This window comes from Paenibacillus sp. FSL R7-0652 (genome assembly GCF_038595045.1).
Classification (GTDB): Bacteria; Bacillota; Bacilli; order Paenibacillales; family Paenibacillaceae; genus Paenibacillus.
This window is the reverse complement of sequence record NZ_CP152001.1, coordinates 3,319,600-3,346,116: the sequence shown is the minus strand read 5'-3', so window position 1 is coordinate 3,346,116 and position 26,517 is coordinate 3,319,600. Positions and strand designations below refer to the sequence as shown.

The 26,517-nt window shown below is 44.6% G+C and carries 20 protein-coding genes and 1 pseudogene; 6 read left to right on the top strand and 15 right to left on the bottom strand.

Translation table 11 applies throughout. The annotated features are described in order from the left end of the window. Positions 1–96: 96 nt before the first annotated feature. Complete coding sequence (locus tag MKY97_RS15035) at positions 97–1,518, bottom strand: HAMP domain-containing sensor histidine kinase (protein ID WP_342551174.1); 1,422 nt, start codon at positions 1,516–1,518, stop codon at positions 97–99. Beyond that, on the bottom strand, positions 1,491–2,207 hold the full coding sequence (locus tag MKY97_RS15030; protein WP_342556343.1) for a response regulator transcription factor: 717 nt from the start codon (positions 2,205–2,207) through the stop codon (positions 1,491–1,493). The genes MKY97_RS15035 and MKY97_RS15030 overlap by 28 nt, the downstream gene beginning before the upstream one ends. A gap of 202 nt (positions 2,208–2,409) precedes the next feature. On the opposite strand from MKY97_RS15030, the gene MKY97_RS15025 reads away from it, so the two are divergent. Beyond that, positions 2,410–3,891 (top strand): acetylhydrolase, encoded by a 1,482-nt coding sequence (locus tag MKY97_RS15025; RefSeq protein ID WP_342551173.1) that lies wholly within the window; start codon positions 2,410–2,412, stop codon positions 3,889–3,891. 59 nt (positions 3,892–3,950) lie between these two features. On the opposite strand, the gene MKY97_RS15020 is transcribed toward MKY97_RS15025, so the two are convergent. Beyond that, entirely contained in the window at positions 3,951–4,505 is a 555-nt protein-coding gene (locus tag MKY97_RS15020; RefSeq protein ID WP_342551172.1) for a CPCC family cysteine-rich protein, read from the bottom strand. A gap of 220 nt (positions 4,506–4,725) precedes the next feature. Between MKY97_RS15020 and MKY97_RS15015 the strand changes: the two genes are divergently transcribed. Both MKY97_RS15015 and MKY97_RS15010 read left to right on the top strand, forming a co-directional pair. Further along, positions 4,726–6,492 carry a methyl-accepting chemotaxis protein gene (locus MKY97_RS15015; RefSeq protein WP_342551171.1) on the top strand — a complete coding sequence of 589 codons (1,767 nt, stop codon included), beginning with the start codon at positions 4,726–4,728 and terminating at the stop codon, positions 6,490–6,492. A 198-nt stretch (positions 6,493–6,690) separates the two neighbouring features. Next, entirely contained in the window at positions 6,691–8,247 is a 1,557-nt protein-coding gene (locus MKY97_RS15010) for a BCCT family transporter (RefSeq protein ID WP_342551170.1), read from the top strand. A gap of 123 nt (positions 8,248–8,370) precedes the next feature. Here the strand turns inward: MKY97_RS15010 and MKY97_RS15005 are convergent, their stop codons facing one another. The 11 genes and pseudogenes from MKY97_RS15005 to MKY97_RS14955 form a co-directional block, all read right to left on the bottom strand. After that, on the bottom strand, positions 8,371–9,285 hold the full coding sequence (locus MKY97_RS15005; protein ID WP_342551169.1) for a chromosome condensation regulator: 915 nt from the start codon (positions 9,283–9,285) through the stop codon (positions 8,371–8,373). 218 nt (positions 9,286–9,503) lie between these two features. Continuing rightward, positions 9,504–10,067, bottom strand: coding sequence for a GNAT family N-acetyltransferase (locus MKY97_RS15000; RefSeq protein ID WP_342551168.1), 564 nt, complete (start codon positions 10,065–10,067; stop codon positions 9,504–9,506). A 101-nt stretch (positions 10,068–10,168) separates the two neighbouring features. Next, positions 10,169–10,708 (bottom strand): GNAT family N-acetyltransferase, encoded by a 540-nt coding sequence (locus MKY97_RS14995; RefSeq protein WP_342556184.1) that lies wholly within the window; start codon positions 10,706–10,708, stop codon positions 10,169–10,171. Positions 10,709–10,826: 118 nt separating this feature from the next. Further along, complete coding sequence (locus MKY97_RS14990; RefSeq protein WP_342556183.1) at positions 10,827–12,452, bottom strand: hypothetical protein; 1,626 nt, start codon at positions 12,450–12,452, stop codon at positions 10,827–10,829. Beyond that, a complete protein-coding gene (locus MKY97_RS14985; protein WP_342556182.1) occupies positions 12,436–13,182 on the bottom strand; it encodes an ABC transporter ATP-binding protein in 747 nt (248 codons plus the stop codon). Before MKY97_RS14985 ends, MKY97_RS14990 begins: the two co-directional genes overlap by 17 nt. Before the next feature lie 384 nt (positions 13,183–13,566). Further along, complete coding sequence (locus MKY97_RS14980; RefSeq protein WP_342556181.1) at positions 13,567–14,403, bottom strand: class I SAM-dependent methyltransferase; 837 nt, start codon at positions 14,401–14,403, stop codon at positions 13,567–13,569. A 349-nt stretch (positions 14,404–14,752) separates the two neighbouring features. Further along, positions 14,753–14,965, bottom strand: a pseudogene (locus MKY97_RS14975) (ROK family protein); the annotation flags it as partial. Between the two features lie 3 nt (positions 14,966–14,968). Further along, the gene (locus tag MKY97_RS14970; RefSeq protein WP_342556180.1) at positions 14,969–16,432 is read right to left on the bottom strand and encodes a glycoside hydrolase family 32 protein; all 1,464 of its coding nucleotides are present in this window, start codon (positions 16,430–16,432) and stop codon (positions 14,969–14,971) included. A 100-nt stretch (positions 16,433–16,532) separates the two neighbouring features. Continuing rightward, entirely contained in the window at positions 16,533–18,140 is a 1,608-nt protein-coding gene (locus MKY97_RS14965; protein ID WP_342556179.1) for an ABC transporter substrate-binding protein, read from the bottom strand. A 56-nt stretch (positions 18,141–18,196) separates the two neighbouring features. Then, positions 18,197–19,078, bottom strand: coding sequence for a carbohydrate ABC transporter permease (locus MKY97_RS14960; protein ID WP_342556178.1), 882 nt, complete (start codon positions 19,076–19,078; stop codon positions 18,197–18,199). A 15-nt stretch (positions 19,079–19,093) separates the two neighbouring features. Continuing rightward, entirely contained in the window at positions 19,094–20,029 is a 936-nt protein-coding gene (locus MKY97_RS14955) for an ABC transporter permease subunit (RefSeq protein ID WP_342556342.1), read from the bottom strand. A gap of 476 nt (positions 20,030–20,505) precedes the next feature. Here MKY97_RS14955 and MKY97_RS14950 point away from each other — a divergent pair, with 476 nt between their 5' ends. Then, positions 20,506–21,573: a LacI family DNA-binding transcriptional regulator gene (locus tag MKY97_RS14950; RefSeq protein WP_342556177.1), complete on the top strand. Its 1,068-nt coding sequence runs from the start codon at positions 20,506–20,508 to the stop codon at positions 21,571–21,573. A gap of 447 nt (positions 21,574–22,020) precedes the next feature. Here MKY97_RS14950 and MKY97_RS14945 read toward each other — a convergent pair whose 3' ends face one another. After that, positions 22,021–22,968, bottom strand: coding sequence for a phosphotransferase (locus tag MKY97_RS14945; protein WP_342556176.1), 948 nt, complete (start codon positions 22,966–22,968; stop codon positions 22,021–22,023). Between the two features lie 141 nt (positions 22,969–23,109). Between MKY97_RS14945 and MKY97_RS14940 the strand changes: the two genes are divergently transcribed. Both MKY97_RS14940 and MKY97_RS14935 read left to right on the top strand, forming a co-directional pair. Beyond that, complete coding sequence (locus tag MKY97_RS14940; protein ID WP_342556175.1) at positions 23,110–24,840, top strand: histidine kinase; 1,731 nt, start codon at positions 23,110–23,112, stop codon at positions 24,838–24,840. Beyond that, on the top strand, positions 24,818–26,458 hold the full coding sequence (locus tag MKY97_RS14935) for a response regulator (RefSeq protein ID WP_342556174.1): 1,641 nt from the start codon (positions 24,818–24,820) through the stop codon (positions 26,456–26,458). Before MKY97_RS14940 ends, MKY97_RS14935 begins: the two co-directional genes overlap by 23 nt. Positions 26,459–26,517 lie beyond the last annotated feature (59 nt).

The following is a 26,517-nucleotide window of genomic DNA, read 5'->3' as shown; positions in this document are numbered from 1 at the left end:
TACTTGAACGAGAAAAAGCCGCTAGAACAGCGACTTCAAATGGGACAAATCTTGTACCTCGACATTATAGCGTCTGACTGCAATTCTGTGAGATGCTTAGAAAGGAAAGTAGATGGATATCAGTGTGCCTTTTGCCCTGCGGTCCATCCAAACGACCCCGTTATGCTTCTCAACCGCGCTTTTTACGATGGAAAGCCCTAATCCAGACCCACCATCATTGCGGCGCGCCCGGTCCCCACGTACAAACGGGTCGAATACGGATGCCGCTAAGTCTTCAGATATCCCTGGTCCATCATCCCCTACGGTCAAAAGTACACCTTCCTCTCTTTCTTCCAGTGTAAACCACGCATGAGCGCCGTGAGTATTGTACTTTAAGGCATTCGCAAGCAAATTATGAATGATTCTTCTGAATAATCCCTCATGAAAATGAAATAAAACCGGTTTATCAGGTATTGTAATATCTAACTGAATGCCTTTCTGTTCAAAGAAATCGTACAGATCAGCTGCTTCTGTGCGGCATATTTCGGACAGATCACCCTGTACTCGTTTAAAAGAGAAAGATGCGTTTTCGAGTTTGGTCAACTCCAACAGGTCCTGAACGAGAGCACCGATAAAAAGAGCTTTTCGATGGATGTATCCTGCATATTTTTTGCGCTGAAAATCATCCTGTTCCAGTCCTAAGCGCAAGACTTCTGCATATCCCTGAATGGTGGTAATGGGAGTCTTCAAGTCATGTGAAATGTCCATAAACATGCGTGTACGGTCATTTTCCAACCGTCGTTTATCTTCGCGCGCTTTTTGCAGCCGGGTCGTCATGCGGTTGAAATTCAGTTGGATCTCCATAAGTTCCCTATTGGCCTTAATTTGGAGATGTTCTCCCTGCTCCTCTTCCGATACTGCCGCCAGTCTGCTCGAGACAGCTCGAAGTGGGAGCGTTATTTTTCTGGCAGTAATCCGGCTGTATAACCAGAGCATAAGAGAAAATGCTGCAGCAAATACAATCAATCCAGTGACAATCAGTCTGACGAAATATGCGGTCTGTTCCCGATCGGTTCGGACGATTCTGCTTTCTTTCATGATCGCCCCTCCGGGTATCACAACCAGCAAATGATGCTTTTCTCCTGTTTTCGTTAATTGCGGTGCAATGGAGTAATAATAATCTGAATCAGAAGACGCATAGAACAGGCTCAGCAGCTCTTTTTCCGTATAACTTTGAGGAGATTCTCCATCTGCACGTCCTCTAGTGAAAACGACATGGTAATTTTCATCCAGAACCTGCACATATCCGCCCATAGAGGCTGCGGTTTCGTAGGGAATTTCCTCCCACTCTTCCCGAACCAAATTGTCCGCCTCTACCAAGGGCAGTGTTTGGTTCATATATTCATCCCTGGCATCGTACATAATGCTGTATACCACGTAACAAATGAGCGCAAAAAAGATAGTAAACCATACATAATTGATCATTAGGCTTGAATGCATGCTGCGCGTTCTCATTTGCTGCTCGCCTGGCTGGCCCATTTATAGCCGAGCCCCTTGATCGTCTGGAGATAGCGAGGATGCTTGGGATCACTCTCAATCTTATCTCGAAGTCTGCTGATTTGAACCATAACGGTGTTGCTGTCCTCAAGGTAGGGTTCGTTCCATACCGCTTCATAGATTTGTTTCTTGGTATATATTCGTCCAGGAGCATTCATGAACAGGTTTAACAGCCTATATTCCAGCGGCCCAAGTACAATGCTCTCATTTTCTCGGAAAAGCATACAGGAATCATGATCCAACTGTAATGAACCGCATATGCTTCGCGCAGGCTTTATTTCGGCAGCAGGTTGAGCACCAAGCAGATCATAATATCTCCGCAGCTGTGCTTGAATTCGTGCCACAACCTCAATCGGACTGAACGGCTTTGCTATAAAATCATCTGCGCCAACTCCGAGTCCTGTGACTTTGTCTAGATCCCCGGTTTTAGCCGAAATGATGATCACTGGCAGTTTCAGCTTCTCGCGAATACGGCTGATCAACTGATAGCCATCCATTTCAGGCATCATTATATCCACGAGCGCAATGTCTATATGTTCCCGCTGAAGCAGGGCCCAAGCTTCCTGCCCGCTGCCGGCTTCCTTAACAGCATAATTCTCCTTTACAAGGAAAATTCGCAGCAGTTCCACAATCTCTTCTTCGTCATCTACGATCAAGACTGTGCGCTTCATTTTTAGGTTTGGGTTATGATTCATCTCTGTATTCCTCCAAGCTGGCAATTCTCTTACTTCTCATCTTTCTAGTACTATACATGTTTATTATCGGTTGGGGTTTCCTGCAATTCAATTGTAAGGATAATGTAAGATTGGCTTCAGGATCTTTACAGTTATGTGCGGTACTCTTTATATTACAATACATGTTCTAGGAGGATTCATGCGAAATATTGAAATGCTGCTGTTGATTGTAAATATGATTTTGCTCTTCGGTTGCGTATTCCTGCCGCTCCCCAAAAAGGCCCAATGGCAAACAATAGGTGCCGGGATTTCGATCATATGTACAGGAATCCAAATCCAATTTGAAGGCTATCGCTGGCAAAATACTGCTCTATACGGCTCAGCTTTAGTTATCGGTTTAATAGCTTTCCAGTCGTATAGGGCTCAAAAATCAGGACAACCCACATCAAAATCATCTTTATCAAAATCAAGAGCGTGGTTGAAAAAAGGTGCAGTTGTTCTGCTCCTGACGATCTATATTGGCGCTTCCGCTCTCCTGCCAACCATTTTGCCGGTCTTTGCCTTCTCAGAACCGACGGGGCCTTTTCCAGTAGGGACGTCTACACTCTTCATGGAAGACGTATCGAGAGGTGAGCCAGCAACGGACGACCCCGATGATCGTCGGAAGCTCATGGTGCAGATCTGGTACCCTGCCGAAACTTCTTCTGGGTTGCCAAACGCAGATTATATCGAGAATGTGCCTGTCGTGTTATCCGGAATTCGGGAAGCCATGTCTTTGCCGCCTTTTTTACTTTCTCAACTTCGATATGTAAAAACCCATGCTCATACGGAAGCCAAAATATCATCTGCGCAAGAACGTTTTCCATTGTTATTGTTTTCTCCGGGTTTAACCGGTTTTCGTAACCAAAACACATTTCAAGTGGAAGAGCTGGCAAGTCAGGGGTATATCGTAGTGGGCATTGACCATCCTTACGATGCGGCAGCCGTTATATACCCTGATCAAACGATCGCTCTACTCCAATTGGAAAGTTTATCGGGCTTTGAAGATTATGCATCAAAAATGAATTATTGGGTCGATGACACCAAATTTGTTCTCGATCATATCGAGGCCATGTCTTCTGATGCAAATTCAGGTTTTCTATCGGGAAAAGTGGATATGAATCAAGTCGGGGTATTGGGTCATTCGTTCGGAGGTGCGGCGGCAGCTCAAATGCTGATGAAGGATGCACGGATTCAGGCGGCTCTGAATATGGATGGGGTCCTTTATGGTGACCCGGTCCCTGAACGAGGTTTTGATAAACCGTATTTGCAGATGAATGCTGTGCAGAGCATCGACGATGGATGGTTTGCGCAATCTCTGGATCAAGCCGTTGAAGCTTCCGGGCATGACCGGGAACATTATCAGCGATTTTGGGCTGAGTCCCAGGAAAGACGTAAAAAAGCAGCTGCGGGAACGGATTCCTACTTCGTCCTCTTTGACCATGCCAATCATATGAGTTTCACGGACTTTTATCTATTCTCTCCATTACTGCCGGCAAGTGGAGCCGAACCAAGACAGGTACAGACCCGCATTAATGAACTGTCAGCTGCTTTTTTTGATAAATACCTGAAAGGGATAAAGAATATTAATATCGAAACAATCGTCCAATATCGAAACAATATCACCTTGCAAAAACCGTAAACAGAGCAGCCGATCACCTCGATCAGCTGCTTTCTTCTTCCCGAAAATCCATAGAAATTTTAATCAGCTTTTTTATAGATTTCATATCGATTAGAACTTACCAAATCAGCTTCTCTTTCGGAGCATGCTCCGTACTTTTCGTAATTACTCCTGCCTTCTGACAATGTCATGTGATTAGGTCCGCTGTACCTGCTTGGATCATTGTTACCGTCATCCTCCCAGAAACAAACGGGACAAATATCATATTCTCCTCGTTGTTCCAAGGTTTCGTAGTTACAACAAGGACAAGCTAATAATTTCTCCACGCGGCCTTCGACTTCAATACTGCTTCCTGCTATTTCTGAGACAAGTTTAGATAAATATTCGTTAGGTTTTCCATAGAAACTGCCTTCGGACACCTTAAATAACAATTCGTTGTAACGAACGTCCATTATATCCTTTGTTGGTACATCTGAACTCAGCAGTTCATCCTGCAAAGACTTCGAAAAAAAATGAAATTCCGGGTCATCTTCACCGATTCCCCAAGAATTCAATAACATGGCTTCACGTTCATCTCTAGCTAGTTTAGTGATATCATTTTCGATGATGATCTTTATTGCTTCCTGCCTTAACACGATATACCACCCCGATCCATGTTTGCTCCAAATGTTGTACCTCGCCCTATAGGGGAAGATACGCTTCATTCTATTATGCAGTATTTATTCTTCTAAAAACATGAGCAGATGCAACTAAATTATGAATCAGTCTACATTTCCCTCTTCATTTTTACGATAAAGAGTATGGAGCTATACACATAGCCATATTGTTTTATTTACTTCCAAGGGGGAACAGAACGTGAAACAAAAGCGCAGCAAAAGAATGGATTTAAGGTTAAAACTATATTCGATCATCCTTGTCCCACTGCTTGCTATGGGCGGCCTGATTCTATGGGCAACGAATTACTCCAGTGAAAATTCATCCTTGATGACAATGCAGCATAACAACCAGAAGCTTGCAGTGAATATCGCTTCTGAGATGGGTAAGGAATCAGCGTTAATTAACTCATTATACACTTCAGCTTCGGAGGAAAGCTCCGAATACAAGACACTTAGAGAACAGCTTGTTAAGGCTCGCCTTCAATCGGGGGCTCTTTATGTTTATATGTATAATAAAACACCGAATGGATGGGTCTACACCGTGGATGGCGCGGATTGGGGCGATGCGGAATACAGTCCCTACGGCACTGCATTTGAGCTGAACCCTCAAACGCTAGAACGTTTGGTAAGCGGTGAAGTTGTGACGACCGGCATTGTCGAAGATCCTGTCTGGGGAAAGCTGATGTCCTCTTTTACACCAATTAAAGATTCGCAAGGAACAATTATTGGTTATTTGGGCATGGACCAGTCTGCAGCAGAAGTTGAACGTGTTTCAGCAATAACGTTGAATCATACGTATGGCAAAGTTATCCCGATTTTTGCAGTGGTTTTAATTCTATCGTTCCTCATCATGCTGCTTGTGGTAAGGGGTATCCTTCGACAAGTATCGGAGATCAAGGTAAGCCTGGAACAGGTCGCTTCCGGTAATCTCCAAGTTGTATCTACTCGGATGACAAACGATCAACTCGGGGACATCAGTAACCTCATTAATACTATGGTTATGCAAATAACAAACATTATGAAGGGAATACAGCAAGGCTCCTCTACGCTCCAGCAATCTTCGAAAAATATTGCCGAGACGTCTCTGAGAAACCAGCGTCAGTCTGAAGAGCTTTCCAGAGCAATCGAAGAAATTGCCATAGGTTCCATGAAACAAGCTGAAGAGACAGAACGCTCCGTCCAGCATTCTGAAAATCTGGGCATTATCATGAATGAAGTAGGTTCTTATGTGGAACAGTTCACCCACACTTCCGAACAGCTGTCTGAATTGCAGGTGCAAGTGACACGCCAGCATGAGATGCTTCTGGATAAGGGCCGTGAGAATGCCAAACTTGTTGAAGATCAACAGAATATTTCCAAGTCGCTGACGACACGTTCGGAACTTGCTTCTTCCATCAGTGGACAGATCCACAACATTTTAAAGCAAACTCAAATTTTATCGTTAAATGCTTCGATTGAAGCAGCCCGTGTAGGTGAAGCGGGTAAAGGTTTTGGAGTTGTTGCTAATGAGATGGGACATCTGGCTCAGGAATCTGAACGTTCGATTCAGGAGATTGACGAAATTCTGAGCTCATTTGTTCAAGAAATTCATCATATGGGTACACATCTGGATTCAAATATGCTGGCTGCCAAGGAGCAGGAAGAACAGATCGCTGCATGTCTTCAAAGTTTCAAACAAGTCAGCCATTTATCTTCTGAAGTCAATGAGCTTGCTCAACGTTTGGAAAATCGGACAATTCATATGCAATCCATTCGCCAAGAGGTGGAGCAGCATCTAAGTTATATTGCTTCCGCAACCGAGGAAACTTCAGCCATGTCCGAAGAAGTTTCTGCCAGTGCTGTAGAGCAGCAGCGTTCGGCCAATGAACTATCAGGTATCTCGGGGCAGCTTGCCAACCTTGCCGACCAGCTCAAATCGTCTTCGGATCAATTTCATATCGAAAGCAGCGATTCAGAAACGAATTAATGTCTTCATTGAAGTCCTATTCACAAGGGGCGGTTCGCGATAAAAATATTATTCTGTTAAGATAAAACAAACCGACCAGTGTTTCATTACACGGCGGTTTGTTTTAATTTATCAACAGCTGGCTCTCTGAAATATAACAAGCTGGACTTGAACATACTAAGAACAGTTAGCTGAAGCTTACATAACGGAGGTCACTTCATGGTATTCATAATCTCAATTATCATCGTTGCGCTCTTTGCAATATGGGGAGCCGTCGCTCCTGATCAGCTGGCGGACGCAGCTAACGTTGCCTACAACTTCTCTATTCAGAATTTTGGCTGGTTTTACTTGTTAGCTACACTGTTCTTCCTGATCTTTGCTTTCTATCTGGCATTCAGCCGTTTTGGCAGTATTAGACTGGGTGATGACGATGATGAACCGGAGTATTCTACAATTTCCTGGCTGTCCATGCTGTTTAGCGCGGGTATGGGGATAGGACTGGTTTTCTGGGGTGTTGCTGAACCGCTATCCCACTATCTGTCTGCACCGGAGGGAGCAGCACCTGAAACCACGCAGGCAGCGAGACTTTCCATGCGTTATTCTTTTTTCCACTGGGGACTGCATCCTTGGGCGATCTATACCGTAATTGGCTTGGCGCTTGCTTACTTCCAGTTCCGGAAAGGGTACAAAGGTCTGATCAGTTCCACCTTTATCCCTCTGATCGGTGAGCGTCTTGCTGCAGGCTGGCTTGGCAAAGCCATTGATATTCTGGCGGTCATTTCTACCATCTTTGGTGTTGCAACTTCCCTTGGATTGGGTGCACTTCAGATCGGTGGCGGTCTGAATCACTTGTTCGGTATTCCCAACTCGACCATGTCGCAGGTTGTCATTATTGCAATAGTAACGGTATTGTTCTTAATCTCGGCAACCTCAGGGCTTGATAAAGGGATCAAGATTTTGAGTAACACTAACATTCTTATAGCTGTACTGTTAATGATTTTTGTGTTGGTGACTGGACCGACTTCTTTTATATTTGACACCTTCACGACAACCTTGGGCAGTTACATGCAGAATATTATTAACATGAGTTTGAGACTGACGCCGTTCTCAAGAGAAACCTGGATCGGAGCGTGGACGTTATTTTATTGGGCATGGTGGATCGCGTGGGCTCCCTTTGTTGGAACTTTTATCGCAAGGGTATCCAGAGGAAGATCGATAAAAGAGTTCGTCATTTACGTCATGGTGATTCCAAGCTTCTTCGGGTTTGTGTGGTTCTCTGTCTTTGGCGGGACAGGACTTCACATGGAATTGTTCAATGCGGCCCATCTGGCGGAGGCCGTTAAGGAAGATACGACAAGTGCTCTATTCCTGATGTTGGACCAGCTGCCTTTGGGTACGATCATATCGTTCGTCACTACACTCCTGATTATGATCTTCTTTATTACATCGGCTGATTCGGCTACCTTTGTGCTGGGTATGCTGACTACAGATGGAAAACTGGACCCGAGTGCAAGAGTGAAATTAACCTGGGGAATTCTGCAGTCTTCTATCGCGGTCGTACTGCTGATCAGCGGCGGATTGAATGGCCTTCAAACGGCCTCTATTGTGGCGGCACTGCCTTTTGCGGTTGTTCTAATCGGTATGTGTGTCTCCTTGCTTAGGGCTCTACAGGCCGAGGACAGAGAGCGCCGTCAGAAGGAAAAACGGCAGCGCCAAAAGCTGAAACGACTGCTGGAGGAACATGAAAACCTGCAGCACGACATTTCCGGCAGGTAATGCATAATTGATCCTTATAAAAATGGTACCCGCGTGAAAGCGGGTACCATTTTTTTTGATGACTGCGTGTAAGTTCTGAGCACTACACTCACTTCATTTTATTATGAATGCAGTAATATGATTTTAGTTGTGCTTTTTCATTAGGGTAGTATATTGCTGGATGCTGCTCCATCCACTCACGTTGCATTGTTCATAATCATTGTTACCCACCGCAACCACCGAGCCATCCGATTTCAAGCCAATCGTATGAGCACATCCTGCCGACACAGCCCTGATTCCGTGCCATCCGCTTACATCGCATTGATGATACTTATTCGAACCTGCCGCAACCACTGTACCGTCAGACTTAAGACCAACGGTATGATAACTCCCCGCTGCAACGGCCACTATATCGTGCCAGCTGTTTACGTCACACACACCATCCTTGTTTCTACCGACAGCTATTACCGTGCCATCCGATCTCAGCCCAACAGTATGAAGATACCCCGCCGCCACAGCCAACATGTCGCTCCAGCCGCTTACGCTGCATTGGTTATATTTATTGTTACCGGCTGCCGTTACTGTCCCGTCTGATTTCAGTCCGACGGTATGCCAGTCACCCGTCGCGACTGCAGTAACATCATGCCAGCTGCTCACGTTACATTCGCCTTCATTGTTTCGCCCTACAGCGACCACCGTGCCATCTGATTTAACACCAACTGTACGACACCAGCCTGCTGCAACTGCCACAACATCGCGCCATTCGCTCACATTGCATTGGTCATGTTTATTCCAACCTGCGGCTAATACAGTACCATTCGATTTCAGGCCAACGGTATGCGCATTCCCCGTGTTCGCAGCCATATGCACATTACCGGCAGCAACCGATATGATATGGGACCAATCGCTTACCTCACATTGACCGCATTTGTTATCACCTACAGCTGCTACTGTCCCGTCAGATTTAAGCGCAACGGTATGACGACATCCCGCTGCTGTGGTCTCGTTCCGGAATCGTTTTGTTTCAAACAAAGCTTTCTTTCGTGAGTCGTAGTCCATATTGTTCCCCCATAATAATAAAAAACCTCAGATCATATAACCACCCTGAGGTCAATAATTCTATTTTTTAAATTCTTGTCATTTCTCTGTATTTCACTTTATTGTTGGATAATGCATCTGTTGATTGTATTATAACCTACCAATAATCATTGTTAAAGATTTTTGCCACCAGAGTGAAGACTTGAATTGCAAACTCCTGTCGCTGCCGAAATGGATATCTAACTTTTTCGGTAGGCAATCTTATGAAAAGCATTGATATAACGAAACAGCGCTTCGCCATCATCACGCACATATGCACTTCCATCCAGCGGCAGCATCATGGCCTGATACGGCTCTGGCACCATTCTGTATTGATGAACATAAGAGGTCAGGATAAACCCGCTGCGCTGCCAGAACTGAATACGTTCCTGATGAGCATCCGTTGACCCGGACTCCACCTCGATAATCACGCCTGTTATCCCGTGCTCCCTTAACGCCCAGGCTTTGAGCTGTTCCAGCATCCAGGTCCCTATACCTGATCCGCGTAGTTTCTGCTCAACCGCGAGATAATCAATCATCATCATGCGGTCCTTATCTTTGCCTCCCAGCCCAGTAACAGCCATCGCAACAGCTCCTCCATGATGCACGCCGATGTGTAAGCAGCCGATCTGCCTTTCGAGCATGCTGCGCAGAATCACTTTTGTCTTGGCACCGCTTGGAAAAGCCTCATGATAGATCCGCTCTATTTGTGCCCATAAAACTTCATCCCACTTCTTTATCGTCCTAAACTCCAGTTCGAGCATCGCATTCGCCTCTCTCATGTCAAATGTAATGTTTGCGATATAATGGATTATGACCTTATCTAGAATTAACACAAGGGGCGTTGATTTTTGAACATTTCAGCTCAATATAAATAACCTAATAAATCTAAATTACCTTGTCCCCATTGTTTCTTACCAACATTCTTTACCATTAATTCTTTTAGGGATTCGCAGCCGACTCCTTTTGAAATGTGCGATTCGTTATCCACTTTTAACCAAGTACACTTGTTTTCTACGGATGTATACCCCTTTTTCTTATACAAAGTCTTATCATCTGCAAACAATAGTATGAAATCAACATCCCTTCCTTGAGAGAATTGATCAACTTCTGATAATAATGAACTACCTATTCCTTCAGACCGAGAGTTTGGTGAAACACATAAATCAATGACACCTAGTACTTTTACGGGTTCTCCATCTAGATTCATCACTCTGTAATCTAAACCAACCTGGCCGACAAGCTGATTTTCTTCATTGAATGCAAGAAATCTAAAATGAGGCAGTTGTTTAAAATAAATTCTGTCTTCCGGGTAGATCTGTGGAAAACAGTTGGTTAATAAATCCTGCAGCGCTGTTTCCAATTCGCCATTCATATCATATTCAAATACCTGTTTAATTTTCAAAAGGACCCCTCCATACATAAACGTATAAAATCCTCCCTTCTTTTCAAAAAGGGAGGATACCTATAATCCGTTCAGACGAACATCATTCTACAAAGATCGCTGATCCAGCATGATTCCCTCATTTTACTCTAAAATGGTTTGGAGCATATTTGCTTATAAGAGGTGCAGCACTAAAGAAATAGGCTGCAGTCAATACAGCCAGAGCAGCAGTGAATACCCAGAGTGCAGGTCCTACGAATATCGCTATAACCATGCTTAATGAGATCAGACTATTCGCGATAGTAAAAAGAGGATTGCTGGTTTCCAACTCCGCCGTGTAGGGCTGAAGCACATAGTACAATAATAGATGATGCAGAGAAAAGAAAACCGCCAGCGTAATAATCAAAATCCAGATAGCAAGAAGTGAATCTATATTCCGTCCCTCAGTTAATATGAGTATAGACACACTTATTACAGATGCGAAACACAACCCTAATTTTAGATTCATGCTGAATACACTTCTCAATCTCAAAAGGAAATGCTGTTTCGCATTCTTGCGATAAAATCCATAGCGCATAAGCGGCATGTCGCAATGGAAGAATAATATCTTACAGATTTGGCTGCCTACCGTTAGATTCAACATAGCCAGAACTAATAAAGGAATGAACCTTTCCATTGAATCCAGCGAAAGATGATCTTTGAACATTAGTGTCGAGATCGACAGCAGCAAACCAATGATCATAATCGCGATTAAACGTCTGCGGAACGGTGCTCGCAAGAGATTATTGTGTCTTTTAACGAACAACTCGTGCATTTGTTCATATCCCTTTTTGTCTAACGATGCCCGTTCACTGACTTGAAGTTGAAGAGAGGAAGGTCCGCTCAGATCGTTGTCATTGGACTGGATCATTTTTCGTTGAAGATCAGCTATCATAATTTCTGGGTTTAACAATGGATCAGCATAGTTTGTTACCGCGCGCACTGCGGCTGCATAATCCGTATGTTTGAACAAGACATAGCCAGCGACAGTCCCGCAGAACAAGATCAATACAGCCAGCCATCGCTGCTCCAATATTACAGCTCCAACCAAAGGAATGCTCCAGGGGGTTAAGGGAAGATAAGCAGCAGTCAGTGTAAGCAGCATGACCAAACTCATAAGCCATGTTTTCTGTACAAGAATAATGCCCTTCCGTTGAAATACAGCCAAATGAAAAAACTCGCACAGTACTCGCCATAACGTCATGGTGGCCACCGCAAGTAAAGCATGAAGAATTGAAAAGTTAAAAAATACGCATATCAGGATAAAAGCAATCCCCTGATACAAGAAAAATGTGGTATAGCGGTGGAACAGCACCGCCCGCATAAATCGGGTTGGAACGATTCGCATAAGTCGAACAGCAGTGTACTTCATTTTGCTTGACTCCAACACTTTTGCACTAGTTACGCCTCCCATTACCCCACTAATGCAAAAATACATATGAAGAAGAAGTGCGAATCGCCCGGTATGCTGCTCTTCTGTCCATAAAAATATGGGCAGCGCAAGTAAACCGCAGAAGTAGAGCAAGCTTTCTAGCACACCAGCGCCAAACATGACAATGACTGCTGCTGCACCTAATGTGCGTTTCGTCCGGAAAGCAGCATACGTTTGATCATGAATTAGCGTGCCTAAGGCTGGTATCCTTTGCATGAAATATATGAAACGGTTGACCCGCGTAATCACCTGCAGCTGCCGCATACGAGAGATCGTATTAAAGATTCCCTGCATCGGCATTCTCCTTCCCGGTATCAAGTTCGCTTTCCCTGCGCAATAACTCGATAATCTGTTCTTCAAAGTCGGGCTCAGTGAGAATTTCAGATGAAATCCGAGTCAAATTCCCGTGATTTAAAAGTATTAACTCATCACACAAATCCGCTGCCAATTGTAGGATATGGGTCGAAAAAATGAGAATATGATCCTTTTTCAAATTACGCAGCAGTTGTTTCATCTCGCTGGCAACGATGACGTCAAAGGAAGTCATAGGTTCGTCCAGCAGGATCACAGCAGGTTTGATGAGTAAAAACAGCAGCATTTGAATTTTATTTTTCATGCCGTGCGAATAATGCTTGATGAGTTTATGCCGGTCATCCTGCGCAATATGCATCATATCAAATAAGGCTTCCATATCGCTGCCTCGCCCTTCGATTACATCTGCATTAACTTCAGTGAAAAAACGCACAAACTCATATCCCGTCAGAAACTCCGGTAACATCGGCAGCGAATATACGTATCCCACATCATCCATCTCTAAATTACGTGATGTCGATTCGCTGACCAGTTTCATCATGCCGTGATCCGCTGGAATTTCGCCACCCAAACAATTAAATAATGTTGTTTTGCCGGCGCCATTTCGCCCAAGCAGTCCGTAAATCTTGCCTTTTTCAAATTGAAAATTTATATCGGTTAATACCTTTTTCTCACCAAAACTCTTCCTTAAATCCTGTAATACCAATTTCATTTATTCGTTCCTCGCTTTCGCACCATTTCGATTTTTGCAATTCGTTTGTATTCATATTCAATAGTAGTTTAGTTTTCATATAGATCCATCCCTTCGCATTTTTTCATAAAAGGATAATCAGACCAGAAACATCCCTTTATAATGTGAATCGTCTTACTTCGTGCTGAGAAGCTGCATGCGCTGCAGAAACCCAGACCAGATAGTCGATCTTGGGAAATAAGACAATCACTTTACTGGTATTCGATACGGATAGTTAATATACCTTGTTATATCTAGGAATAAAATCAGGACCACCCGTCCAACGGGTGGTCCTGATTCAACAGGTGTCTCCTGCTTATTTTCACAGACAAGCTTCTTGCTTAAGCAGTGCTGAACCAGCATCACTTACAGCTTTTGTACAACATAAATGATATTCATGCCAGCATCAAGAGTGCCGGGTAATTTGGTGAACTCGATTTCTTTTTCAACAATCAGCTTCCAAAATTCTCGATCCCTTCGGGCATTCTCCAAAGCAGCATCTCCCGCTTGTGTGTATAATCCGGCAGAGCTTCTCTCTTGAACACTAACCGGGAACGCAGCAAATAAAGCGTCCAGTTCACTGCTTCTCATCATATGAATGTAATGTTTGCTCGGAACGGGATAATGCTCCTCATCCTGTACACCTGTATCCATAATCCACCTTGAAGCTTCAAGACCGAACTGTTTTTTTTCATATCGGATGCCGTCAAGATAGTACAGTGAAGCACCGATGAAGCTCATGGAACCCACAATTAATGTGCCATTCGGTTTGAGAACTCTTAACATTTCTTGAATTCCATCCTTCTCTTTGTCGAGAAGATAATTGATTACACCGCCTATACATACAATGCAGTCGAATGAAGAATCCTCAAAAACACTCATGTCCAGCACATCCAAAACATGGTATGCCTTGATTCTGTGAATAAGGGATAGCTCGCGCATTTTGGATTTGTTAAATTCGATCTGATGACTGGATAAGTCAGCAGCGGTTAATTCAGCACACATGACTGCAAGATCTTTAGTATATCTTCCTGATCCCGCACCAATCTCTAGAACTCTGTCCGCAGATTTAACATAACGCTTCAAAATGTCCAGGTGGACCTGATATAGGAGTTCGCCTTGTCCATCTTTTTCAAGACGTGTCCATTCGTGATCACCATAATTGTCGTATCGGTTTCTTGGAATTTCGGGGTTGTAACTCATGAGAGCATCTCCCTTTCATTTCTAGTTTGAAAATCAAGATTGCGGCACTAATATCGCTAATATCGCTCTCGCTCATACAACCACCTCCTCCAAATCCGTCTGTACCTATTATACTAAGACCCATCCTGTTTATCATCCTGAATTTCCCAAAGTTAAATCGTTCTTGATTCATATCATCAATGCAGGACAAAGAACCGTTAATCCCTCTTAGCATTAACGGCCTCGCGTTTTTAATTTTGTTCAGTATGGTCCAATGCTTCGATGCCTAGAGCAAGTGCGCCGTATAAGCCTGCATGCTGCACCAAACCTGGCGGAACGATATATTGATCGATATTTTGCAGCTGTTCGGGTGCATTGGGCTTGCCTCCTGCAGATCGATCGGGCCGAAAGAACCAATGCCGATCGCAGCCACTCCTTGACCTCGAAAATATTCGATAACCTTAACGAGTGTGATCTCTGGGTGTTCTGTTGGGAAACTGCACCAATCTTCTATGTGCCCTTGTGTATTCCCTATTCCGCATACAAATTTGGTTCCGCCGGCTTCAATCGCACCTATACGCATGATCTACCTTCCTCCACACAATTCGTAGATTTGGAGAGATGAGAAGATTAGGTCATCATGAACGCAAGCCATTGAAATTCCTTTCGCCTCCGCAGCCGGATAGATCAGGTCGGTAATGACGGCCTGACCATCATTGGCGAATACCTCGACCGATGAAGCGTCCACATAAATACGCAGGTGCTGCTCTCGATTCCGTGGTTGAATGTTTGCTGTATGACGTCCTTGAAAATGTTCGTGGAAATCGGCGATACCTGACTGGCTGCGATCAACGTAAACCACTTGTTTGCTGGCGTCCAGACCAATGACCGTTTGCTCCTTTTCACTACATCTCAATATAAATTCAACAGGCTGCTCCGAAGCCCATATAGCATCCACTTCATAACTCTCTAATTCAAGTGTGCCGAGATAAGCCTGCGCCTCTTTTGCATTCACATTGTACAGAGACAGCTTTGGCGTTCGGGCTTGCTCCAGTTCACGAGCGGGACACTGTACTAATGTAATCTTCTCATTTATCGTTTCCAGGCGCAGTTCCCTAGGAATGGTCATGACGCCGCGGTAACCTTCGGTAGGCGTTTGATTGGCGTACATCCAATTGCTCATCCATCCCATAAACAGCCGCCTGCCGTCTTCTGCCGGAATGTCGGACCAACTGACTCCCGCATAGTTGTCACGGCCGTGGTCAAGCCAGCGCACAGTGAGGGAATCTTCATCGGGGGCAAAAGTCGAGCCATTGAAATTCCCGATAAAATATTGCGTCCGGGACCCTTCCTTGAACGCTGGATCAGCACCAATGCTGACCAGCATGACCCATTTTTCCTGCTGTTTGTCCTCATCCACTGCCAGTGGGAAAAGGTCAGGACACTCCCACACACCGTCGTGTGAACCAATCCCTGCACCAAATTCACTCGCAAAAGTCCAATCCTTCAGATTGGGTGAGCGGTACAGACATACGGTCTGACCGCAGGCAATAATCATGACCCACGCCTTGGTCTGTTCATGCCAGAACACCTTCGGATCGCGAAAATCTATGAACGCTTCATGCTGCAGTACCGGATTTCCCTCGTATTTGTTCCATGTCCGGCCCTTGTCCTTGCTGTACGCGATGCTCTGCCGCTGCACTGGCTGATCGTTTGGCACTTCCATATGATGAGTGAAAATGGCGACCAGGCCCGGCTCCTCGTCAAAGAAACCGGACGTATTGTTCCAATCCACCACAGCACTGCCCGAAAAGATCATGCCATGCTCATCCGGCGCCAGAGCTACAGGAAGCTCTTCCCAGGTATACAGATCCTTGGTCACAGCGTGTCCCCAATGCATGGGGCCCCAAGTGTTACCATACGGATGATATTGATAGAACAAGTGGTACTCGCCTTGGAAATACACCATCCCGTTGGGATCATTCATCCACTTTTCTTTTGGTGAGAAATGATAGACACTGCGGTAATCGGTTGTTGAGATCGTAGACATGTGGTTTCTCTCCTCTGATCGAACGGTATGCGGGGACTTGATATCAAAACAGATGGTCTGTCTACAGCAAATTCCCCGTGTTCGATTCGTTTATTGGGTGTTATTGATTATTGCGGTCATATCCTGCCTGTTTAATTTGAAGCCATTCCTGCAGTCCAAGACGATCCAGCTCTTTCAGATAGGCATCCCACTCCTGCTCGATCTTTCCGTTTTGGTACCATTCCGTACGCATGCGCAGTACATAGGCGAACAGGTCAGTCTCAATGGTAGACAGACGGTCGAGCTCATCAATGGAGAAGAAGACGCTTGGGTAGACGTTATCTGCTTTCATATGCGGAACCATAACTCGATCCAGAAGTTCCATGCGCCATGCAGCATCTTCCGGTTTGGTTGTGTATTTGCCGTAATAACTGTCGAGAATCGCCAGCGGTCCTGCAATGCTGGTTTTTTGTCTCAGTTCGACCGGGGCAGCGCCTTCGAGCGGCAGATGTTTCAGCATGCCTTTGTCTTCATCCAGTTCAAAAATGTTCTGCTGTGTCTTGTCTCCGTACGTCCCCCAGTTATTTTGAATGGATTGGATTGGTTCGTACAGCTGGTCCACCCACTTTGCTGTGGATTCCAGATTTTTATTGCTGCTCGTGATGACCATACGCCCTCTATCAAGTCCGATTCCATTCGTTCTTGTAACATTTTTTATTCCATCAGGACCGGCAAGCGGCGGCAAAACATCATACGTATCGTTCATTCCTGTAATGTTGGCTTTATCCCAAGTGAAATACATACCGTACTTATGGTCCTTTCCTTTGGCCAGATAGGTATTCCAATCCTGCTGATAGGCTTCCACATCGACAAGACCTTCCTGGACAAGCTCGTGGATAAATTTCACGGCCTCCTTGTAGCCCTTATCCGCTGCCGTAAAGACCACCTTTCCATCGTCAGTCACTACCGTATGGTCCCAGTTCTCGCCAAGTCCAAATGCAGCAAAAAGAAAAGTCAGGTCTTCACCACCAGGTTTGTTAATAAAGGATAATGGAATTTCGTCTGCCTTCCCGTTCCCATTCGGGTCCTGCGTTTTGAATGCGATAAGTACCTTTTTTAATTCTTCTGTGGTCGTTGGCATCTTCAGCCCAAGCTTGTTCAGCCACTCTACATTGATCCAAGGCAAATTATCCACCGCTTGGATCCGCTGCTTGCCGCTTCCCAGTTCTTCGATCCAAGGAAAAGAGTAAATATGTCCATCCGGTGCTGTGATCATGCTTCTGTATTCCGGAGCTTCCTGAAGTACCTTTTGCAAATGGGGCATATATTGATCAATCAGGTCTTCAAGTGGAATGATAGCTCCGTCTTTAGCCAGTTTCAGGAGGTCATAATCCCCGTAACCCGCGTCAAAAATGGCATCAGGCAAATCGCCGCTGGCTACCGCCAGATTTCTTTTCTCGGCAAACACATCGCTCGTATAATTTTTCCAGTTGATATGCACATTGGTCTTTTCCTCAAGTCTCTTGTTGATGAGTTTCTCGTTCGGATCGGCCGGAGCCAGCGGTGAACTCTGCGTTATAAAATTCAGCGTCACTTTCCCATCGGGAGACTGGGCTTCACTTGCAGCACCGCCCCCGCCCCCACCACAAGCCGAGAGCAGCAGTGCAGCAGACAGCATGGAAACGGACAGGGCTGTAACGGCTTTTTTGGACTTTTTCATTTTTTTCATGATGTGACCTCCACGTTATAGGATTGGATCTGGCTTGCGATATCTCAGGCTGTTCACTATTTGAGTGAACCTACCATGACACCCTTTTCGAAATACTTCTGAAAGAACGGATACATAATAATCAGCGGCAGACTTGAAATGACAATTGCAGCGTACTTGATCATCTCCGATAGCCGTTTGAGTTCTGCCATGGCAAGCTGATCACTGATCATGCCTGGTGCAGCCTGATTCTGGATCAGAATCGAACGCAGCACGAGCTGCAGCGGATGCAGATTCGGATTGTCCAGATATATCATGGCATCGAAGTATGAGTTCCACTGCCCGACGAATGCATACAAGGCGAGCACAAATATGATTGGTTTGGATAACGGAATAACAATCTGGAAGAAAATCTTCATATCCGAAGCACCGTCCACGTTCGCAGCTTCTTTAAGTTCTCTGGGAATACCTTTGAAAAAAGTTCGCGATAAAATAATGTTCCATACGTTAACCGCTCCGGGAATAATGATTGCCCATACCGTATCCAGCATCCCGAGATTGCGTACGAGCAGATAGGTAGGAATGAGGCCGCCGCCGAAGAACATCGTGATGATAAATAGAATCATGAAGAATTTTCTCCCTGCAAGCCTTTCCTCGGATAACGCATAACCTGCACAGATTGAAACTGCCACGGTCACGAAGGCAAACGATACGGAGTACAGGACCGCGTTGGCGAAGCCTCGAATCATGGCCGGATTGGATAAAATCATCTGATAGCCGTCCAAACTCCAATCGGATACGTTAAAGGACAAGCCTTGGTTCAGCAGAACTGTCGGGTCCATAAAAGAAGCGATCACGATATAAATGAGAGGAACCACGACAACCAGTACGGCACACGTGAGAAAAATGGCATTCAGTGCGAGGATCAGACGATCCAGCCCTGTCGGTTTAATAGTCATGCGCAGCACTCCTTTCTAATAAAGGCCTTCGCCTTCGTTTAATTTCTTCACGATCAGATTGACGGTAACAAGCAGAATGACATTAATGATGGAGTTGAATAGTCCAACGGCGGCAGAATAGGCGTAATCACCGGATTGCAATCCCACCTTGTATACGTAGGTAGCAATAATTTCAGAGGATGGCAGATTCATGGATGTTTGCATGAGATACGCTTTCTCGAATCCGATGGACATAATTCCGCCCGCCGCAAGGATAAATACGATGGCCATAATCGGACGAATCGTCGGAAGATCGATGTGGCGAATGCGCTGAAGAAGATTGGCACCATCCAGATTGGCCGCATTGTGAAGCTCTGGGTCAACATTGGCTAGTGCTGCAACATATATAATCGAAGCCCAGCCCGCCCCCGTCCAGATATCGGACAAAATATAAATCCAGCGGAAATACTCCGGTTCGGACATAAACATGATCGGCTGCCCCGTAATCCATGTCGTTAATTGATTAATGGGACCTGTCGGCGATAAAAAGATAAATAACATACCCACAACCACGACAACGGATATGAAATTGGGCGCGTACAGAAACAATTGAATGTTCTTCTTCACGGCAGCTTTTCGCACCTGATTCAGCATGAGAGCCAGCAGAATAGGCACGGGGAAACTGAAGATTAATCCCAAAAAGCTGAGTTTAAGCGTATTCATCAAAATGACATCGAAATTGGGTGAAGCCAAAAACTTCTCGAAATGTTTCAAGCCCACCCACTCACTACCCATGATTCCCCTGATTGGACTGAAATCCTTGAAAGCGATGATTGCGCCATACATCGGAATGTATTTAAAGATCAAAGTCAGGATGAGAGCCGGAGCAAGCAATAGATACAAAAAATAATTCTTCTTCCACTGCTGCAGCGCTTGAAATACAGAGTTTCTCTCTTTGAGGCCTTTAACCATCCTCTTATTCGTATTTGCTGTATTATCCAATACATGACCTCCGTTCGTGATGAAATGTACAATTGCTCATCGTAAGGGCTTACAAACTTTACAATTGCAATTTTTATACTTTACAATCTAACAACTAAAGACCCGTTTAGTCAATACGAAATGTAAAAAAATATTTGTGCATTTGTTTGTTTATTTCAGTCCCAATAATCTGTTTATAACCTCATTTATTGCGCATTAGATGTAATGAATAAACCGTAAAGCCTTGTTGAATAAGGTGATTAACCTTGATATTGATTGATATTTTGCCGAGTGTATTGGTATCGCAGTCGGTTAAAGAATCATAGAAAATGATGAAACGAGAGTTTACAAACAAATATATAATTTGTGCATTTGTAAATAACCAATTGCTATTTGCCTCAAAATACTATACATTGGATTAGAGTACTATTGAGATGATGAATTGACCATTAGAGGTGAGATAGGACATGGCAAAAGAGAAAGTGACGATACAGGATATCGCGGATGCTTTGGGCATCTCCAGAAATACAGCTTCCAAAGCACTTAATGATAGCGGAAACATTCCAGAAGAGACACGAAATCGGGTCATTAAAAAGGCGATTGAGTTAAAATATAAACAATTTGCATACGTGGAAAGCGAACAGGTCCTCGGCAAAACGCCCGGCAATATTGCCCTGCTGACGGAGAATCTGCCTAATACATCTCATTTTGGATCATTATTAATCAGCGGCTTGGAGAAAAGAATCAGTTCGGAGGGGTATAACCTGTCCATCCATATCGTTCGTGAAGTCGATCAGAGTGACCTGGCACTGCCCAACAATTTTGATGCTGCTAAAGTGGACGGTATCATCTGCATCGAGTTATTTGATCTGGAATACACTCGTCTGATTACCGATCTTGGCATTCCTACGATCTTTATCGATTGTGCCGCGAACATTTGTTATCCGGATTTTCATGCGGACCTGTTACTGATGGAGAACGAACACAGCACTTATCAGTTAACCAAAAAGTTAATTGACAGCGGATGCAAAAGTATCGGATTCGTCGGGGATTACAATCACTGCAAAAGCTTCAATGAACGATGGGTGGGATATCACCGGGCTATGCTGGAATCAGGACTGCAGGTTGATCCGGCCCACTGCATTACAGATGATGATAAGCTCTTCTTTTCAAAGCCTGGTTGGATGATGGAACGAGTATCTGCGCTGGAGTCGCTTCCTTCCGCCTATATATGCGCCAATGACTTCATTGCCGTCGAGCTGATCAGGGCTTTTCGATCGCGGCAGGTGACGGTTCCGCAGCATCTTGTAATATGCGGCTTCGATAATGCACCAGAATCCAGAATTATTGAGCCTCCGCTGACGACAGTTCATATCTACAGCAGCGAGATGGGCATCAAGGCGGCTGAAATGCTTTTATCCCGAATTGATAACCCCGCGCAGCCTTACCAGGTTTCGCATATCGCAACTACGCCTATTATTAGGGAATCAACTCCTGGCATCATGCCCGCCGACCCGGCGCTTGTAAGCAATTAAGGGTAATCGAAATGAAAGCCGATGATCATTCTTAGCCGGCACCCATGTGAATTATCAATTTTTTTGGCACAATGCGCAATAAAAAAAGAAGTGGGCACCGTAAGATGAATGTCCCGCTTCTTAGTATTTTTTGTGGAGCTTGTTCCTCGAAAACAAAGGTTAATTGTAATTTGGATATGTCTATTATTTCTTTTTTCTGAAGATATCAAATTTAATCACATGATCAAAAAGAAACGTGATTACTAGAGCTCCAAGGGGCAGCAAGGAATAGACCCAGAATGGGTTATTCGGAGATTCACCTTGGGGAGCGTCCGTCAAAATCATATAAAGAACAATACAATAGATCACAGCGACTACAATGCCTGTTATATTTCTATTTTTCACAGCTATTTCCCACCTCTTATTCACATGTACATTTGGAATACGCTATCTCCTCCAGTGCTCCCCTCATCCCACCACCATGTCCATATACCTCTGAAGATCATCTCTCGCGTGATCATGAATAGTCCAAGCTCCCAGATTCCAACTCATATACCTCAGTCCCAGGTAGCGGGAGGCGATGGTATACATCTTATTAAAATACTCATCTGAAAAGATTATGCCTTTGGCAGCCAGCAGCTCCCGATATTTCTTCAATTGTTCCGGGGTACGACAGCGTAGGGGAATATCTAGAAACAAAGAGCCGTATTTTGCTTCTTCCCAATCGATAAAGATGACTTCGGTATTGTTGTGAACCAGAACGTTGCCTGGATTAAGGTCGTTATGAATTAAAGTTTGGCTGCGCTCATCATGTATTACAGATGGGATGTCCTGCAGAATCGTACCAGCCGCAGCCTCTACTGCAGGTATGTATCCCCCAAAGACCTCTATGAATTCCGCGTTTTTCTTAGCTTCTTCCCACTGCGGCCTCCATCGCTCGCAGATCATTTTTTCGATATGGAAGATATCAGCATCAGGTAACCATGAGAGCTGGCTTTTTTGATCATGATTGGAGATGTGAATGTGCGCCAAAGCCTTCATCTCATTTTCCTGAAGCAGACTGATGTTTATGCTGTTATAATCCGTTTCATAATCAACATCCTGTATACAGATAAGTGACCTCCCATCAACTTCCGAGCCATCAAAACCAGGTGATAAACAAAAAGGCACGTTAGCTTTTTGAGCATAAAGCCATATCAGCACCTGTTGTTCGATTTTGGAAGCATATTTGGTAACGAGTGATACCGCCGATGTTTCGCCACATTTATTAATGAGTACACGGTGGCGCATTAATTCAATGGCCTGCGTGCCTGTATGGATTGGAGCTGCTTCAATACGTACAACTTCTGCTGCAGGATCTATCCATTTCTTAACCGTTCTTTGTATCCATATTTGAAGCTTTTGATCGTTCAACATGAATTCATCATCCAATCATATCGTATAATCCCTAATTATACCTCTTTAATAAAATTTATGTACCACTAAAGTGCAGATCGTTTGTATACTGTAAAATAAAGCATGGGGATTATGGTTCTTTGCAGCACAGGGGGAAATGACATGTTGAAGGAAACGTTTTCAAAAGAAAATGCCTCTATTTTCCAGAAGCTGGCGCTTGGTCTGATTTTGATGTTTGTACTGATTATCCTGATCTTCTGGTTGATCTATCGATTAAACGTAGACGAAATTCAGCGTGAGCTGCAGAAGAATAAACTGGGCGAAGTACGCTTCATGTCTTCCCAGCTGTCTAATCAATTTGAGCAGGTATTAATGAATGCGCTGACATTATCCGAGGATCAGTCGGTTAGAGGGTATACGTATGCCCTCACTTACGGGAATGATTTTGCTAAATACAAAGCCAAACTGGAGCTGATGGAGAAACTGGCTCTTAACAGTGCCTCCACCGCATGGAACAATACGATCATTCTGTATTATCCGGATGAGAAAGCTACCGTATCTTCGGATCGTGATTTTTCATTTCAGCCGTTCGCCATGTCCGAAGATCCGCTGGATAAATGGATATTACATATGAAAAAGGATGGTACGGGGTATTATTCGCATCTTACCAAGGGACATCGAGGACCGATGTACATTGAGATCCGGATATCACTCGAAGTGCTGCAGAAAATGATGTCTGAATATACTTCCGGGACACCGATGCTGTATGATTCGCATTTTAAAACAGCCATTCGGGGAGCGGGCTCCTCACAACTTGCCGAAGCTGACACACAGGTTATTCCGCAGATCAGAGATGATAGCGGTTTCTTCGAAATCGCATTTCAGGATCAGAATTATTTCATCAGTTATATGAAAGCAAGTATTCTCGATTTGTACTTTATTGATTACCATCTCACCAATCAGCTGCAGCAGTCCATCTCACGTAACAATACGTTGTTTGTGCTGGCCCTTGCAGCGCTGCTCCTGCTCTCTCTGCTGTACACGCTGGCGCTGCGGAATCAGATCCAACAACCGATTATCCGTCTGCGCAAAGCGATTGATCGTTTTGACCGGGGAGATTTCTCCAGCCGTGTGGATGAAACACAGACTCTTGAATTTCGAATATTAGGCCGGTCATTTAACCGGATGGCCGAGAATACCCAAACGTTAATAGAGCAGGTGCTGCTTGGAGAACTTTCGGTCAAAGAGGCCAGGTTGAAGCAGTACCAGGCCCAGATCAATCCACATTTTCTATACAACTGCCTGAACTATATTCAGAGCAAATCCAGTGTAAAAGACTATGAATCTGTAACCGCCATGACCCTGGAGCTGGCTGCCTATTGCCGCTACATTCACCGTATTGAAGATATGGATTCTTCGCTGGGTGAAGAACTTCGGTTTGTGAATCATTACATGTCCATCATACATATGCGAAAAAAAAGTATTACCTGTGAGATTCATGTGCCCAAACAGCTTCTATCCATACGGATCCCTCGTATGATCCTGCAACCGCTCGTTGAGAATGGTGTCAAACACGGGATAGAACCCTCGATGGGTCCCGGGAAAATTACGATTCGTGCAGAGCAGGATCAAGAGTTCATACGTATTACAGTTGCAGATAATGGCGTAGGCATGCCTGCAGAACGGCTTGCACTTATCAGCCAACATATGGATGAAATAACCCGTCCGGAAGAACAGATTGGAACAGGAGTCCGAAATGTGAATCAGCGATTGAAGCTCACCTACGGCAAACGGTCAGGGCTCTCGATAGAGTCCAGCTTATATGAAGGAACGATATGTATCATTACTATACATAAGGAGGATATTGCAGATGCATCAGATTCTGTTAGTTGACGACGAATCCTATGTAATTGACGATCTGGAGATCTCATTTCCATGGGATCAGTATCGTATTGAGCATATTCACAAAGCATACTCCGGCATGCAGGCATTATCCATTCTGGAGGAACAAACGGTAGACATTGTGATCACCGATATTTCAATGCCTGTCATGAACGGACTTGAACTAATCCGGCAGATCAAGGCGGTAAAACCCAACCTGCCCTGCATTTTGCTTACTGGTTATGCCGAGTTTGAGTATGCCAAAGAAGCGACGAAATACGGTGTTGTCGAGTATCTATTGAAACCGCTGGATGTCGAAAAACTGGCCTCCTGTCTGGAAAAAACCGTACTGTCCATTGAAGAGCAAATCCGCAGGGCCCTGTCCTATGAACAGGCGATGAACTCATTTCGCGAACATCTTCCCTCACTCAAAGACAAGCTGCTCAATCACTTGCTGCAGGGGAATCGTTGTACTGTAGAGGTTCTTAACGACAAACTGGGCCGCTATCATCTACCCTTCCATGCGGAAGATGAGGTGCAGCTCGTCCTGGTTCGGCTGGAAGAACAGTTTACGCGGCATACAACGAGCAACCTGCAGTTGTTTGAATATGCAGTGACCAATATTGCCTGTGAGTTATTTAATACGGCTTTTCATACCTGGCACTGCAGGGATCATTACGATTATCTGGTCTTCATATTAAAGCCTGTTGAAGCTGGAGTCGATGAATCCAATGCTTCAACAGAGAGGAATCACAGCGAGCAGTCCGTGAAGCAAATTCAGGATCTTATACATCTTTCGCTGCAGCTGCACCATAATGTCAACGAATATCTGAAAGGAGGCATTTCGGTCATCCTGAGCTATAAGGGCACACTCCAGTGTGATATCCGTGATATGTACGAGCAGGCCATATCGGCCCTTAAAAAGCAAGTAGGCAATGGTACCGGATACTTCCTCTCCCTTGAGGAAAGTTACCGCTCTGTCTCTATACGTTCACTGCATATTTTGTATGAACCGCCAACCTTTAATCATCTGCTGGAAACAGGACAATGGGAGATGTTCAAAGAGCGCTTGAACCGCATCAAAGCTGGGTACAGTGCGCTGCCTGAGCAAACCGAAGAACAACTGGACGAGATTCAGATTGTTTTGTTATCTGCCTATCATTACATTGCCCATAAAAATCATACGCTGTTATCCGATCTGGTTGGAAATGAGGCCATTCCGCGTGTCCCCTATCGTTCGGTATCCCAGCTTACGGATTGGGCTGAAAACATGCTCGATCGATTACGAGTGAAACTGGAAGAACAGTCTTTCGATGAACAGCATGACGTCATTCATCAGATCAAGTCGTTTGTCTCGGCTAATCTGCATTCTCTTAGTCTTCAATCGATTGCAGATCATGTATCATTACATCCCGTCTATGTGTCCAAGCTGTTTAAACAATTTCAAGGCATAAGCTTAAGTGAGTATATTTTAAGTGTCAAAATGGACCTTGCTCTCTACCTGCTGAATCATTCGCAGGATAAAGTATATGAAATTTCCGACAAACTGGGGTATGCCAACTCCCAATATTTCATCAAGGTGTTTCGCGATAAATTCGGCATGACACCGCAGGAATACCGGGAGCAGTAAAGCGGAGTATCGTGAAGAAAGTTAACGTAAAACAAACTAAAAAACCGCACTTCATGTAC